Raw genomic sequence first — 13,671 nt, forward strand, 5'->3', positions numbered from 1 at the left:
GGGCAACGGTCCCTCGCCATGAAAGCCACGCCAGCGGAAGACCACCCGTTTGTGCTTTCCTACAAGCCTGATGACGACCGTGAAAACTCTGCTGGGCCTGCCCGGCCTACGCCCGCACCCGAGCACGCGCGAGGAGCTGCTCGAGCGTCCGGTCACGCGGATCTACGTGACCGAGCTGCCCGATCCGGGCCGCTACCTGACGGCGGGCGAGCTCGTGCTGTCCGGGCTGCTGTGGTGGCGCGCGCCGGGCGACGCGGAGCCGTTCGTGGCGGCACTGGCCACGGGCGGGGCGGCCGCGCTCGCCGCTTCGGGCGCCGACGCCGGCGGGATCCCCGAGGACCTGGTCGACGCCTGCGCCCGGCACGGGGTCGCGTTGCTGGAGGTGCCGCCCGACCTGTCGTTCGCCGTGGTCACGGAGCGGGTGGTCCTCGCTCTGGCCGCGGCGGCGGACGGGGCGCGCAAACGCTTGCTGACGGCCGCTGCGGAGGACGCCCCGCTGGCCGACCTCCTGGCGCGCGCGGTCGACGAACTCGGCGCCGCGTGCTGGGTGGTCTCGGGAGTGCCGCGCGTCGTGGCCGGGACAGCTCCGCTGCCGGTGGCGGCCGCGGAGCCCGTGCGGCAGTTCGCCGCCGCGCGGTCCCGGCCGACCGCGGCGGGGGGGCTGACGGTGCTGCCGGTCGAGGGCCGCCACTCGGTGCCGTGGCTGCTCGCCGTGGACGGTCCGCTCAGCGCCGCGCAGACGGAGCTGGCCGAAGAGCTGGCCGGGCTGGTGGGCCTGGCGCGCGCCCGGGCCCGGCCGGTGCCGGCGCCGCTCGGCGGAGCCGTCCGCGCGGTCGCTCTGCGCACTCCCGACACCGACGAGGCCGAGGACGTGCTGACCGAATTCCTCGCCACCACGGGCAAACCGGTCACGCCGACGGCGAACCGGGACCCGTCGGTGGCGCTGGCCCTGGTCGCCGACGACGGTTCGTGGCCGGATGGGTGGGCGGACCAGGCCGTGGCAGCGTTGTCCACAGTGGAGCCGTTGCTGCGGGCGACGCGGATCCTCGCCGGGGTCAGCGATGCCGTGCCCGCGGCGGAATCGCGGGGAGCGTTCGAAGTGGCCCGGCACGCGTTGTCGCTCGCCGCGGACCGGGACGGCGGTGTGGTGGTCGTGCCGGCCGCCGAGGTCGGCGTGCACCAATTGCTGCTCGCCGGGACGTCCACCGACCTGCGGGCCGCGTTGCGCGGCCGGCTGCTCGGTCCGCTGCTCGACTACGACGCCGAGCAGCACTCGGATCTCGTGCACACCGTCCGCGTGTTCCTGGAGTGCTCCGGCTCGCCCACGCGCGCGGCGAAAGCGTTGCACATCCACGTGAACACGCTGCGCTACCGCATCGGGCGGGCCGCCGAGCTGCTGGGAGTGGACCTGGCGGACTTCGAGGCGCAGGTGGACGTGTACCTGGCGCTGGTCTCCGATCCGTGACGCGCCGGGCGGGCCGCCCGGCGCGTCACACAGCTCAGAGCGCCTTCGCGGCCCGGTCGGCGACCAGCTTGAGGAACCGGCCCGGATCGGTCAGCTCGCCGCCCTCGGCCAGCAGGGCCATGCCGTGCAGCAGCTCCGCGGTTTCGGCGAGCGAGGTGTCCGCCGGATTCTCGGCGAACGCCTTGCGCAGGCCCTCGACGAGCGGGTGCTGCGGGTTGAGCTCCAGCACGCGCTTGATCTGCGGCAGCTCCTGGCCCATGGCCCGGTACATCTTCTCGAGCGTCGGCGTCATGTCACCCGAGTCGCCGACGATGCACGAGGGCGAGGTCGTCAGGCGCGAGGAGAGGCGGACCTCCTTGACGGTGTCCTCCAGCGTCGCGGACATCCACGTGAGCAGGTCGGCGTACTCGGACTTCTGCTCGTCGGTGGTCTCGTCGCCGAGGTCGACCTCGCCCTTGGCCACGGACTGGAAGGTCTTGCCGTCGAACCCGCTCACCGCGTCGACCCACATCTCGTCGACCGGATCGGTGAGGATCAGAACCTCGTAACCCTTGGCGCGGAACGCTTCCAGGTGCGGCGAGTGCTCGATCGTCGTGCGCGATTCGCCGGTGAGGTAGTAGATGTGCTCCTGGCCGTCCTTCATGCGGCCGACGTAGTCGCGCAGGGACGTCGGCTTCTCGGCGTGGTTCGTGGACGCGAACGACGAGATCTCGAGGATCTGCTCGCGGTTCTCCGGGTCGTCGAGCAGGCCCTCCTTGACGGCGCGGCCGAACTCGCGCCAGAACGTGGCGTACTTGTCGGCGTCCATCGCTTTGATCGTGGCCAGGACCTTCTTCTCCAGGCGGCGCCGGATGGCCCGGATCTGGCGGTCCTGCTGCAGGATCTCCCGCGACACGTTGAGCGAGAGGTCCTGCGCGTCGACGACGCCCTTGATGAACCGCAGGTAGTTCGGCATCAGCGCTTCGCAGTCGTCCATGATGAAGACGCGCTTGACGTACAGCTGCACGCCACGCTTCGCATCGCGCATGAACAGGTCCATCGGCGCGTGCGACGGGATGAACAGGAGCGCCTGGTACTCGAACGTGCCCTCCGCCTGCATGCGGACGGTTTCGAGCGCGTCGTTCCAGTCGTGGCTGAGGTGCTTGTAGAACTCCTGGTACTCCTCGTCGGAGACCTCAGAGGTGGGGCGGGCCCACAGCGCTTTCTGCGAGTTGACGGTCTCCTGCTCGCCGTCGGCGCCGGCCATGCGGACGGGCCAGGTGATGAAGTCGGAGTACTTCTTGACGATCTCGCGGACCTTCCACTCCGACGCGTAGTCGAAGAGGTTGTCCTCGTCGTCGGCCGGCTTGAGGTGCAGCGTGACGGCCGTGCCCTGCGGCGCGTCGGCGACCGGCTCGATCGTGTAGGTGCCCTCGCCCTCGGACTCCCAGCGCACGCCCTCTTCGGTACCGGCCTTGCGGGTGATCAACGTGACCTTGTCGGCGACCATGAAGCTCGAGTAGAAGCCCACGCCGAACTGCCCGATGAGGTCCTGGCCCTCCTGGGATTCCTTCATCTTGCGCAGGAACTCGGCGGTCCCGGACTTCGCGATGGTGCCGATGAGGTTCACCACGTCGTCCCGGCTCATCCCGATGCCGTTGTCGGTGACCGTGATCGTGCGCGCGTCCTTGTCGATCGCGATCTCGACGTGGAGGTCGGAGGTATCGGCCTCCAGATCCTTGTCCCGGTAGGTCTCCAGGCGCAGTTTGTCGAGCGCGTCGGAGGCGTTGGAGACCAGCTCGCGCAGGAAGATGTCCTTGTTCGAGTAGATCGAGTGGATCATCAGCTGCAGCAGCTGGCGCGCCTCGGACTGGAACTCCAGCGTTTCGACCGGTGCCGTTTCTTGAGCCATGGTGTCGCGTTTCCTTCCCACCCCACACCAGAAAAGACGGCGGCGAGTTTACCTGGGTCGGATTGGGAGGGTGTGGGGCGTGGTCGGGGGTGGTCGGGCTGGGGTGGGGGTGTGGTGGGGATGCGGGTCCCGGGGCGTGTTGCGAGGCGTTGTGGGGTGATGCGGGCCCTCGCGGGGCGTGTTGCGGTGCGTATGCACCCCGAAGCGCGAGTGTGACTACGGCCGCTGACCCCGTGTCAAGACGGGAAAGCGTGCCTTGACACGGGGTCGGCGGCCGTGTGGAAGCTTCGGATCGAGGTGCCGGGCAGGGGCTGGGCGCAGGACGCGTTGGGTTGTCGGCCGGCGGTGGCGTAGGTGGGGTGCGTCGCCGCTCGAGGTGCTGGGCAGGGACTGGGTGCACCGTCGGTGCGTAGATCTGTTGCGCTGCGCGGGTGGGAGTCCGTCGCCTATCGAGGTGGCGGGCAGGGCCGGGCACATTCTCCGTGGGTGGTTGGCGGCGGCTTCGTATGCGTGGTGCGTCGCCTTCGGTGGGTGGTGGGTCAGGCCGTGCGGCGGGCGTAGCGCTCCAGCGTCGCTGCGGCGAAGGGGAGTTCGGAGGTTTCCAGGGCGCCGCAGTGGTAGCCGCCGAGGAGGTAGCGGGCGAGGGCCTCGGCGGTGGCCGGTTCGTCGAGGACGCCGGAGGACGTCTGGGACCCATAGTCGCGCAGGCGGGCGGCGGCCGTGGGGAAGCCTTCGCGGTAGAAGGCGTACGTGGCGGCGAAGCGGGTGGGCAGCTGGTGCGGGTGCAGGTCCCAGCCTTGGTAGAAGCCGTTCTCCAGCGAGCGCCGCACGAGGCGCAGGTGTTCGGCCCAGGCGCCGGGCAGGTCGTCGCCCACGGGGAGGCGGTTGGTGGAGCCGTCGGAGAGGCGGACGCCCGTGCCGGCGGCTGCGGCCTGCATGAGGTGCTTGGCGAAGTCGGCGGCGGGGTGGTCCATGCTCTGGTACGGGGCGCTGATGCCGAGGCCCGCGCTGTAGTCGTACGTGCCGTAGTGCAAGCCCGAACAACGGCCCTGCGCGGCCTGGATGATGCGGGCGACCGCGATGGTGCCGTCGGCGGCCAGGATGGACTGCGCCGTTTCGATCTGGACCTCGAAGCGCAGCACGCCCTCGGCGAGTCCGTAGGCGACCTCGAGCTGGGCCAGCACATCGGCCGCCACCGAGACCTGGTCGACGGCGGTCACCTTCGGCAGGGTCACCACGAAACCCTCCGGCAGCGGGCCGTTCTCCAGCAGACCCGAGAGGAACAGGTCCAGCGTCCGGATTCCCCGACGGCGCGTGGCGGCTTCGAAGCTCTTGAACCGGATCCCCACGAACGGGGTCCCGCCTGTGGTCGCCAGCACGCGCCCGGCGTCGAGCGCCGCCGCGTCCTCCTCCGCGTCGCCCGGATCGCCGTAGCCGTCTTCGAAGTCGATGCGCAGGTCTTCGATGGGCTCGGTCAGCAGTTTCGCGTGCACGCGCTCGGCGACATCCGGGGAAAGACCGAGCAGGTCGCCGCGTTCGACGAACACACGCATGGCCTGCTTGCCCCAGTCGGCGACGAGGCGCGTGCGGTACTGGGACGCCGGCACGTACACGGTGTGCACGGGCCGGCGGCCCGGCGGCTCACCGGGGTAGGTCGCCGCGACGCGCGCGTCGGTCTCGGCGAGGCGCGCGTCGGCGGCGGTGTAGACGTCCTCGGTGAGCCGGCCGTCTCCCATTACTTGATGTGCTCGTAGGCCGGGAGCGTGAGGAAGTCCGGGAAGTCGTCGGCCAGCGCGACCTGCTCGAACAGCTCGGCGGCCAGCGCCAGCTGCTCCTCGGAGACCTCGGCGGACAGCTCGGTGCGGACGTCGGCCAGCACGCCGCGCACGAGTTCCGCGGTCACGGTCTCACCGTTGTCCAGCACCGTGCCGTTCTTGACCCACTGCCACACCTGCGACCGGGAGATCTCGGCCGTGGCCGCGTCCTCCATGAGGTTGTGGATCGCCGCCGCGCCGTTGCCGCCCAGCCACGACGCGAGGTAGCGCACGCCGACGTCGACCGCGGCGCGCAGACCGGCCGCGGTGGCGCTGCCGGGGGTCGCCGCGACGTCGAGCAGCTGGTCGGCGGTCACGCTGACCTCGTCCCGGGTGCGCTCGAGCTGGTTCGGCTTGTCGCCGAGGACCTTGTCGAACTCCTCCTTGCACAGCTCGACCATGCCGGGGTGCGCCACCCAGGAGCCGTCGAAGCCGTCGCCGGCCTCGCGCGCCTTGTCGGCGTGCACCTTCTCGAAGGCGCCCTCGTTGACCTTCGGGTCCTTGCTCGGGATGAACGCCGCCATGCCGCCGATCGCGAACGCCCCGCGCTTGTGACACGTACGCACGAGCAGCTCGGTGTACGCGCGCATGAACGGCGCCGTCATCGTCACCGAGTTGCGGTCCGGCAGCACGAACTTCTCGCCGGCGTCGCGGAAGTACTTGATCACGCTGAACAGGTAGTCCCAGCGGCCCGCGTTGAGCCCCGACGCGTGCTCGCGCAGCTCGTAGAGGATCTCCTCCATCTCGAACGCGGCCGGGATCGTCTCGATCAGCACGGTCGCGCGGACGGTGCCGTGCTCGATGCCCAGCTCCTTCTCGGCGTGGGTGAACACGTCGTTCCACAGCCGCGCCTCGAGGTGGCTCTCCATCTTGGGCAGGTAGAAGTACGGGCCCGTGTCGCCGGCCAGCAGCGCGCGGACGTTGTGGAAGAAGTACAGGCCGAAATCGACCAGCGCGCCGACGCCCTTGCGCCCGCCGAACGTGAGGTTGCGCTCGTCGAGGTGCCAGCCGCGCGGGCGGACCACGATGGTGGCGTGCTCGACGTCGTCCCTCAGCGCGTAGCTCTTGCCACCGCTCTCCAGCGTGATGTCGCCGCGCACGGCGTCGCGCAGGTTGACCTGGCCGCCGACGACGTTGGCCCAGTGGGGCGTGTTGGCGTCCTCGAAATCGGCGAGCCAAACCTTGGCGCCGGAGTTGAGGGCATTGATGGTCATCTTGCGGTCGGTGGGGCCGGTGATCTCCACGCGGCGGTCACGCAGGGCGGGAGGCGCCACGGCGACCTGCCACTCTCCCTCGCGGATCTCCTTGGTCTCCGGCAGGAAGTCGAGCCGGCCGGTCGTGCGGGCCTCTTCGCGGCGCTTGCCGCGGGCCACGAGCAGCTCGTCCCGGCGCGCCGCGAAGGCGTCGTGGAGGCCCGCCAGGAAGGCGAGGGCTTCCGGCGTCAGGATCTCGTCGCCGCGGTCTACCGAGCCGCCGAGCACCTGGACTTCAGACATGCGAAACACCCCGAGTCGTTCTTTGGATAACGTCCCTACGGTTTTTACCTGACGGACTATAGTTTCTGCATGGCGGAAGCTCAAACGCCTGCGTCAAGAGGACCCGTGAGGAGGACCACCGGTGGCGGCTGAGAAGAGCGGACGGGACGGCGGCGTCCAGTCCTTGCAGCGAGCGTTCGAGCTGCTGGAGCACCTCGCGGACACCGGCGGGGAGGCCAGCCTGTCGGAGCTCGCGGCCTTGTCCGGCCTCCCGATGCCGACGATTCACCGGCTGATCCGCACGCTCGTGGACCTGGGGTACGTGCGGCAGAACACCAACCGCCGCTACGCGCTCGGCGCGCGGCTGATCCGGCTCGGCGAGAACGCGAGCATGCAGTTCGGCGCGTGGGCGCGCCCGCTGCTCGTCGAGCTCGTCGAGGAGGTCGGTGAGACGGCCAACCTCGCCGTGCTGGAGCGCGACGAAGTCGTGTACGTGGCACAGGTGCCCTCGAAGCATTCGATGCGCATGTTCACCGAGGTCGGCCGGCGGTTGCTGCCCCACGGCACCGGCGTCGGCAAGGCGATGCTCGCGCAGCTGCCGCCCGACGAGGTCGCCGGGCTGCTCGGGCGCACCGGCATGCCCGCCTACACCGAGCACACCTTCACCGACCCGGCTGCGCTCGCGAGTGAGCTCGTGCGCATCTCGGAGCAGGGGTACGCGCTGGACGAGGCCGAGCAGGAGCTGGGCGTGCGTTGCATCGCCGTCGCGGTGCCCGGCATGCCGGTGCCCGCGGCGGTGTCGGTGTCCGGCCCGTCGGGGCGGCTGACCGCGGACGCGGTGGCGACCATCGCGCCCGTCGTGCAGAAGATCGCCGACCGGCTTTCGCACCAGCTGCCCGTCACGTGAGCTCGGCTTCCAGCAGGTCCATCAGCAGGCCGTCGTGGAACGTGCCGTCGGGGCCGCGCTCGTACTGGCGCAGCACGCCGACGGGCCGGAAACCGAGCTTGGTGTACACGTGCACGGCACGTTCGTTGGCGGCGGCCGGGTCGATGGTGAGCCGGTGGTGGCCCCGGGCGAACAGGTGCCGCGCGAGCATGCGGATCGCCTCCGGGCCGATGCCCCGTCCGTGGTGCGCCGGGTCGATCGCGATGTCGATGCCGGCGTGCCGGTACTGCGAGTCGAGTTCCTCGCAGCTCTGGATGAGCCCGACGGTCTCCCCGGCGATTTCGACGGCGTAGGCGGAAAACCCGGGCTCCGCGTCGAACAGCGACTCGGCTTCGTGGTCCGGCTCGCCCCACCAGCGGGCGACTTCGGGCGTGGACAGGATTTCGTGCACGCGCTGTGCGTCGGCCCTCGTGAGGGGGCGCAGCGTCACGCGCGGGCCTGGGATGGTCATGGCTGGGTCCTCTCGTCGTGTCCGGTCGGGTTTCGACGAGAGCCGGGGTGGAGCGCGCGAACGTCAAGCCATGGCAGGAGTGTGCGCTCGCGCGGGCCCGGGTGTCACCTCATTTGCCGCTGACGTGGTCGTCGACCTGCACGGAGTAGCGGACGTCGCTGCCGTTGCCGGTGTTGATGGTCGCCGTGAGGCCCGCCTTCGTGCTGCCGGCGGTCAGCTCGCAGCGCATCGACTGACCGACATTGGCGTCGATGGGCCCAGGGCGGGTCACCGTGTCGGGCCGCTGCCCCACCGACTTCTGCAACGCGTCGCCGATCCCCTTTTCCAGATCGGCCTTCGCCACGCGCCGGTCCACCTCGACGTGCGCGGAACGCCCCGACAGCACCTGGGCGATCCTGAATTCGACGAGCGCTACGACGTGCGCACTGGCGACGACCGCTCCGCGCGAGCGGTGCTCGTGCCGCCGGTCACCCACTTCCTGAAAACCGATCCGCGCCCGTTCCGCGGGTTCACGGTGATCGGCGCCAATCTGGACTTCTTCGACGGCGTCACCGATCACCGGGGCCCCGGCAAACTCGTCGCCGCGCTGGATCTGCAGTGCGATCTGCTCGAACTGATCTCGCGGTCGGCGTGGAGCTGAGACCCGCAGGTCGCCCCGCCAGATCGCATCGTTGACGCGACTCGCGAACCGCACGGCCGGGCTCACCTGCAGTGCCGGGCCCAAGCCCGGGGTCCGCACCCACACCGCCAGCTGTTCGCCACTGGGCCCGGAGTGCCGCACTCGAACACCGCCGCGAGGAACGGGTGGCCCCGCTGCACACCACTCACGACCTCGTGCGCCTGCACCGCTTCGGGCGGCAGGTCGAACGGATCGGTCGGCGAGAACAGCTCGTCCGCGATCGACCGCCGGATGCGCAGGTCGCCTTCGTTGTAGAAGCCGCAGTGTAGAAGCCGCAGCAGGAGTCGTTGCGCTCCTCGTACCGCCAGCCACGCCGCTGCGCCCCCTGCTGCAGGCGCGCCACCACCCCGGGCTTCGGCGCGCTCGACGCCGCGCCTGTTCCACACCAGGAACCAGATCACCGCGGCCGCGATCAGCACCGTGCCGCCGATGACGATCACGAGGACCAGGGCGACGCTCAGCGGGTCGGCTCGTCGTCGAACACGGTGAAGTCGTCGAAGTCCCGCACGCGATCCAGCAACTCGGTATCACCCCAGCCGTTTCCGGTTTCAGCCACAACCGTGGCAGAGATCAACCGGCGTCATCGGCGAATTGCCCGGTGATCACCCTTCCGAGTCAGCCGAGCAGGGCGTCGACGAAGGCTCCCGGTTCGAAGGGGGCCAGGTCGTCCGGGCCTTCGCCCAGGCCGACGAGCTTGACGGGCACCCCGAGTTCCTTCTGGACCTGGAAGACGATGCCGCCCTTGGCGGTGCCGTCGAGTTTGGTCAGGGCGATGCCGGTGACGTCGATGACTTCGGCGAAGACGCGGGCCTGGGCGAGGCCGTTCTGGCCCGTGGTGGCGTCCAGGACCAGCAGCACCTCGTCGACCTTGGCCTGCTTTTCGACGACCCGCTTGACCTTGCCGAGCTCGTCCATGAGGCCCGTCTTGGTGTGCAGGCGGCCGGCGGTGTCCACGAGCACCGCGTCGGCGCCTTCGTCGATGCCGCGCTTGACCGCGTCGAACGCGACGGCCGCGGGGTCGGCGCCCTCCTTGCCGCGGACGACGGAGGCGCCGACGCGTTCGGCCCAGGTCTGAAGCTGGTCGGCGGCCGCGGCGCGGAAGGTGTCGGCCGCGCCCAGCACGACAGTGGAGCCCTGGGAGACGAGCACCCGCGCGAGCTTGCCGGTGGTCGTGGTCTTGCCGGTGCCGTTGACGCCCGCGACGAGGACCACCGCGGGCTGCTTCTGGCCGTCCACCGAGTGCGGCAGGGCGCGCACGGCGCGCATCCCGTCCGTGGACAACGCGGCGGTCAGCACCTCGCGCAGCACGTCACGCGCATCCGCGGACGTGCGGACGGCGCGGCGCGACAGCTCGTCACGCAGGCGGTCGACGATCTGGGTCGTGGTGGCGGCGCCGAGGTCGGCCACGAGCAGCGTGTCTTCGACGTCCTGCCAGGAATCCTCGTCGAGGTCGCCGGCGCCGAGCAGGCCGAGCAGGCTCTGGCCGAACATCGACCGGGACTTGGACAGCCGGCCACGCAGCCGCTCGAGCCGGCCGCTCGCGGGCTCGATCTCCTCGACGGGCACAACCGGTTCGATCGGCTCCACCGTGCCCTCGACCGGCGCCGCCGCGGGGCCCTCGGACTCCACGACCTCGGGCTCGGGCAGCTTGACGTCGCGCATCGTCCGCTGGTCGGAGTCGCGCGGCACCGCGGCGTCGTCACCGACCGCGGGCTGGCCGTCGACCTCCGGGCGGTCCTCGACGGGGTGCTCCACCACTTCGCCGACCGCAGGCGCCTCCTCGGGAGCCGCCTCGGCGGAGCCCCCGGGCGCGAAGGTGATGCCGCCGGCCGCGGTGTACCCGCCGCCCTTCGGCTTCTCCTCGACCTTCCGGGTCTCCTGCAGGCTGATCCGGCGCCGACGTGCGATGAGCAGCCCGGACACCAGCACGGCGACCAGGACGACGACGGCGACGACAACGATCCAGAACCAGGTGCTCGACACGCCTCCATCCTGTCATCCGCTCCGCGGCTCCCCCGGACGCCCCACCACGCTGCGGCCTTCAGGGCAACGTCTCACGAGCCGAGTTCCGATTCGGCCAAGACTTCACCGCGTGGCTTGCGTCACCGCTTCACCACCGCTAAACCACTCCGGATGACCACCCACGCCTTCCGCGTTCTCGGCCTGCTGTCCGGGACTTCGGTCGACGGCATCGATGTCGCCGTCGCCGAATTGCACGCCGATGACGGCACCGTGGTGCTCACCCCGCTGGGCGAACTCGACGTGCCCTTCGCCGGCGACGTGCGCGCCGCCGTCCTCGATGCGCTGCCGCCGAACGCGAGCAGCGCCGAGCAGCTGACGGTCATCGACACCCGCGTCGGCCAAGCCTTTGCCGAAGCTGCGGCGCAGGGCATCGACGCGTACGGGCCCGTCGACGTCATCGCGTCGCTCGGCCAGACCGTCTTCCACTGGGTCGATGACGGTGTCGTGCGCGGCACACTGCAGCTCGGCCAGCCCGCGTGGATCGCCGAACGCACCGGCACCCCCGTCGTCGCCGACCTCCGCATCCGCGACGTCACCGCGGGCGGCCAGGGCGCACCGCTCGCCAGCACGCTCGACGCGCTGTGGCTGCGCGGCCTCGCCGAGGAGACCGGCAAGCCTGTCGCCGCGCTGAACCTGGGCGGTATCGCGAACATCACCGTCGTCGGCGAAGGTGAGCTCCTCGCCTACGACACCGGTCCCGCCAACGCCCTGCTCGACCTCGCCGCCGCCCGGGCGACGGGTGGCGAACAGCACGCCGACGTCGACGGGCAGCTCGCCCTCGCGGGCACCGTCCGCCGGGATCTGCTCGACCGCCTGCTCGCCGACCCGTACTTCGCCGCCGCACCACCGAAGTCCACGGGCAAGGAGCATTTCCACCGGGCGTACCTCGACGACGCGCTCGCCGGCCTGCCGCCGCTGTCCCCCGAAGACCTCCTGGCCACCCTGACCGAACTGACCGCCACTACAGTCGCGGCGGAATGCCGTCGCCACGGCGTTGCCACCGTCGTGGGTTCGGGCGGCGGCATGCGCAACCCCGCCGTCGTGGCGGCACTGCGCGAGGACCTGCCCGGCGTGGCGCTGCGCACGAGTGACGACCTCGGCCTGCCCAGCGCGGGCAAGGAGGCCTACCTCACGGCGTTGCTCGGCTGGCTGAGCTGGTGCGGCGTCCCGGCTACCCTGCCGTCCGCGACGGGTGCGCGCGGTCCACGGCTGCTCGGTGCCCTGACGCCGGGCGCCGGCCCCCTGAACCTTCCGGCCCCGCTGGGGGGCACAGTGACCCGCTTGCGGGTCACGGAAGTAGGTGCGAACAAGTAGGAGATCCCATGAACCCAGTCGATCTGGTGATCGTCATCGTGTACCTGGTGGCGATGCCGGTCATCGGTGTGCTGGTCGGCCGCAGACAGAAGTCCGCGAACGACTACTTCGTCGGCGAACGCAGCATGCCGTGGTGGGCCGTCACGCTCTCGGTCGTGGCGACCGAGACCTCCACGCTCACCGTGATCTCGACGCCGGGGCTGGTCTTCGGCAGCGCGTTCCTGTTCCTCGAAGTGGCGTTCGGGTACATCATCGGGCGCATCATCGCGGCGTTCGTGCTGCTGCCCCGCTACTTCCGCGGCAACTACGTGAGCGCGTACGAGTTCCTCGGCCGCCGCTTCGGGCGCGGGCTGCAGGGCACGGCGTCGGTGACGTTCGTGGTCACGCGCCTGCTCGCCGAGGGCCTGCGCCTGTTCGCGGGCGCGATCCCGATCAAGGTGATCCTCGACCACTACGGCATCCACACCGCCTACTGGCACATCGTCGTGCTGCTCACCGCGCTCACGGTGATCTACGCGTTCGTCGGGGGCATCAAGTCCGTGATCTGGGTCGACGTGGTGCAGTGGTCGCTCTACGTCCTCGGCGCGATCGGCGCGGTCATCTTCCTGTCGACGAAGCTGCCCGACGGCTGGACGTCGATCGCCGCGAGCCAGGGCCGCTTCAAGCTCACCGACTTCGCGTCGAACATCATCACCAGCCCGTACGCGTTCATCGGCGCCGTGGTCGGCGGCGCGTTCCTGTCGATGGCCTCGCACGGCGCGGACCAGCTGATCGTCGGGCGGCTGCTGTCCACGAAGAGCCTGCGCGACGGCCAGCGCGCGCTCATCGGCTCGTCGATCGTGGTGTTCGTGCAGTTCGCGCTGTTCCTGGTGGTCGGCGCGATGCTGTGGGTGTTCACCGGCGGCAAGACGGGCGCGACCGCCACCGCCGTCGCGGCCGGGAAGATGTCGCCGGACGACGTGTTCTCCAACTTCATCGTCAACGACCTGCCCGTCGGCCTCGCGGGCCTGCTCATCGCCGGCATCCTCGCGTCCACGATGGGCGCGCTGGCTTCGGCGCTCAACGCACTGTCCACGTCGACCATCGCGGACCTCTACCAGCGCTTCACGCACCGGTCCGTCGCGGACTCGAAGCTGCTGCGCCACGGTCGCATGTGGACGCTGATCTGGGCGGTCGTGTTCGCGATCTTCGCTTCGCTGTTCACCAACTCGAAGGATCCCGTGATCCAGCAGGGTCTCGGGATCGTCGGCTACACCTACGGCGCGCTGCTCGGATCGTTCTTCCTCGGGCTGGTCGTGAAGAAGGCCCGCCAGTCCGACGCGATCGTTGCGTTCGCGTGCTCGGTGGTGGGTATGGCGTTCCTGATCCTGTTCGTCAAGTTCGACAAGGCGACCACGGCGGTGCACATCCAGTTCGGCGCCGCGACGAAGACGCTCGTGCCGCTCGCCACGTACTGGTACACCTTCGTCGGCGTGGTGATCTCGCTGGTCGTCGGTGGTCTGCTGGCGCTGCGCCACAGCACGGCGGACCCGCACGCCGCCGAGGTCGAGCTGCCGAAGGAACCGAAGGAAGCGGTCTCCGCCTGAGGGGCCGAACAATTTCCCCGATCGGGTG

General features: G+C 70.3%; 11 protein-coding genes. 4 read left to right on the forward strand and 7 right to left on the reverse strand.

Going from position 1 to position 13,671, the window contains the following annotated elements:
- Positions 1-70 precede the first annotated feature (70 nt).
- A complete protein-coding gene (locus tag I6J71_RS34665; protein WP_204090702.1) occupies positions 71-1,465 on the forward strand; it encodes a PucR family transcriptional regulator in 1,395 nt (464 codons plus the stop codon).
- A gap of 34 nt (positions 1,466-1,499) precedes the next feature.
- On the opposite strand, the gene htpG is transcribed toward I6J71_RS34665, so the two are convergent.
- From htpG to aceB, 3 genes are all read right to left on the reverse strand, one after another.
- On the reverse strand, positions 1,500-3,356 hold the full coding sequence (gene htpG / locus I6J71_RS34670) for a molecular chaperone HtpG (protein ID WP_204090703.1): 1,857 nt from the start codon (positions 3,354-3,356) through the stop codon (positions 1,500-1,502).
- Between the two features lie 539 nt (positions 3,357-3,895).
- The gene (locus tag I6J71_RS34675; RefSeq protein ID WP_204090704.1) at positions 3,896-5,092 is read right to left on the reverse strand and encodes an aldolase/citrate lyase family protein; all 1,197 of its coding nucleotides are present in this window, start codon (positions 5,090-5,092) and stop codon (positions 3,896-3,898) included.
- The gene (gene aceB, locus I6J71_RS34680; RefSeq protein WP_204090705.1) at positions 5,092-6,666 is read right to left on the reverse strand and encodes a malate synthase A; all 1,575 of its coding nucleotides are present in this window, start codon (positions 6,664-6,666) and stop codon (positions 5,092-5,094) included. The genes I6J71_RS34675 and aceB overlap by 1 nt, the downstream gene beginning before the upstream one ends.
- Before the next feature lie 121 nt (positions 6,667-6,787).
- Here aceB and I6J71_RS34685 point away from each other — a divergent pair, with 121 nt between their 5' ends.
- A complete protein-coding gene (locus I6J71_RS34685) occupies positions 6,788-7,552 on the forward strand; it encodes an IclR family transcriptional regulator (protein WP_204090706.1) in 765 nt (254 codons plus the stop codon).
- Here the strand turns inward: I6J71_RS34685 and I6J71_RS34690 are convergent.
- From I6J71_RS34690 to ftsY, 4 genes are all read right to left on the reverse strand, one after another.
- On the reverse strand, positions 7,545-8,042 hold the full coding sequence (locus I6J71_RS34690) for a GNAT family N-acetyltransferase (protein ID WP_204090707.1): 498 nt from the start codon (positions 8,040-8,042) through the stop codon (positions 7,545-7,547). The genes I6J71_RS34685 and I6J71_RS34690 overlap by 8 nt on opposite strands.
- Positions 8,043-8,151: 109 nt before the next feature.
- The gene (locus I6J71_RS34695; protein WP_204090708.1) at positions 8,152-8,736 is read right to left on the reverse strand and encodes a DUF4333 domain-containing protein; all 585 of its coding nucleotides are present in this window, start codon (positions 8,734-8,736) and stop codon (positions 8,152-8,154) included.
- An 8-nt stretch (positions 8,737-8,744) separates the two neighbouring features.
- Positions 8,745-9,161 carry a hypothetical protein gene (locus I6J71_RS34700; RefSeq protein ID WP_204090709.1) on the reverse strand — a complete coding sequence of 139 codons (417 nt, stop codon included), beginning with the start codon at positions 9,159-9,161 and terminating at the stop codon, positions 8,745-8,747.
- A 175-nt stretch (positions 9,162-9,336) separates the two neighbouring features.
- On the reverse strand, positions 9,337-10,704 hold the full coding sequence (gene ftsY / locus I6J71_RS34705; protein ID WP_204090710.1) for a signal recognition particle-docking protein FtsY: 1,368 nt from the start codon (positions 10,702-10,704) through the stop codon (positions 9,337-9,339).
- Between the two features lie 150 nt (positions 10,705-10,854).
- Here ftsY and I6J71_RS34710 point away from each other — a divergent pair, with 150 nt between their 5' ends.
- A complete protein-coding gene (locus tag I6J71_RS34710; RefSeq protein ID WP_204090711.1) occupies positions 10,855-12,057 on the forward strand; it encodes an anhydro-N-acetylmuramic acid kinase in 1,203 nt (400 codons plus the stop codon).
- Between the two features lie 8 nt (positions 12,058-12,065).
- Positions 12,066-13,643: a sodium:solute symporter gene (locus I6J71_RS34715; RefSeq protein WP_204090712.1), complete on the forward strand. Its 1,578-nt coding sequence runs from the start codon at positions 12,066-12,068 to the stop codon at positions 13,641-13,643.
- Positions 13,644-13,671 lie beyond the last annotated feature (28 nt).

This window comes from Amycolatopsis sp. FDAARGOS 1241 (assembly GCF_016889705.1).
In the GTDB taxonomy this organism is placed as follows: domain Bacteria; phylum Actinomycetota; class Actinomycetes; order Mycobacteriales; family Pseudonocardiaceae; genus Amycolatopsis.

Excerpts from the sequence above, each read along its gene's own strand:
- I6J71_RS34710 (WP_204090711.1), top strand. The coding sequence starts at position 10,855 with ATGACCACCCACGCCTTCCGCGTTCTCGGCCTGCTGTCCGGGACTTCG.
- htpG (WP_204090703.1), bottom strand. The coding sequence starts at position 3,356 with ATGGCTCAAGAAACGGCACCGGTCGAAACGCTGGAGTTCCAGTCCGAG.
- aceB (WP_204090705.1), bottom strand. The coding sequence starts at position 6,666 with ATGTCTGAAGTCCAGGTGCTCGGCGGCTCGGTAGACCGCGGCGACGAG.
- I6J71_RS34715 (WP_204090712.1), top strand. The coding sequence starts at position 12,066 with ATGAACCCAGTCGATCTGGTGATCGTCATCGTGTACCTGGTGGCGATG.
- I6J71_RS34675 (WP_204090704.1), bottom strand. The coding sequence starts at position 5,092 with ATGGGAGACGGCCGGCTCACCGAGGACGTCTACACCGCCGCCGACGCG.
- I6J71_RS34690 (WP_204090707.1), bottom strand. The coding sequence starts at position 8,042 with ATGACCATCCCAGGCCCGCGCGTGACGCTGCGCCCCCTCACGAGGGCC.
- I6J71_RS34665 (WP_204090702.1), top strand. The coding sequence starts at position 71 with ATGACGACCGTGAAAACTCTGCTGGGCCTGCCCGGCCTACGCCCGCAC.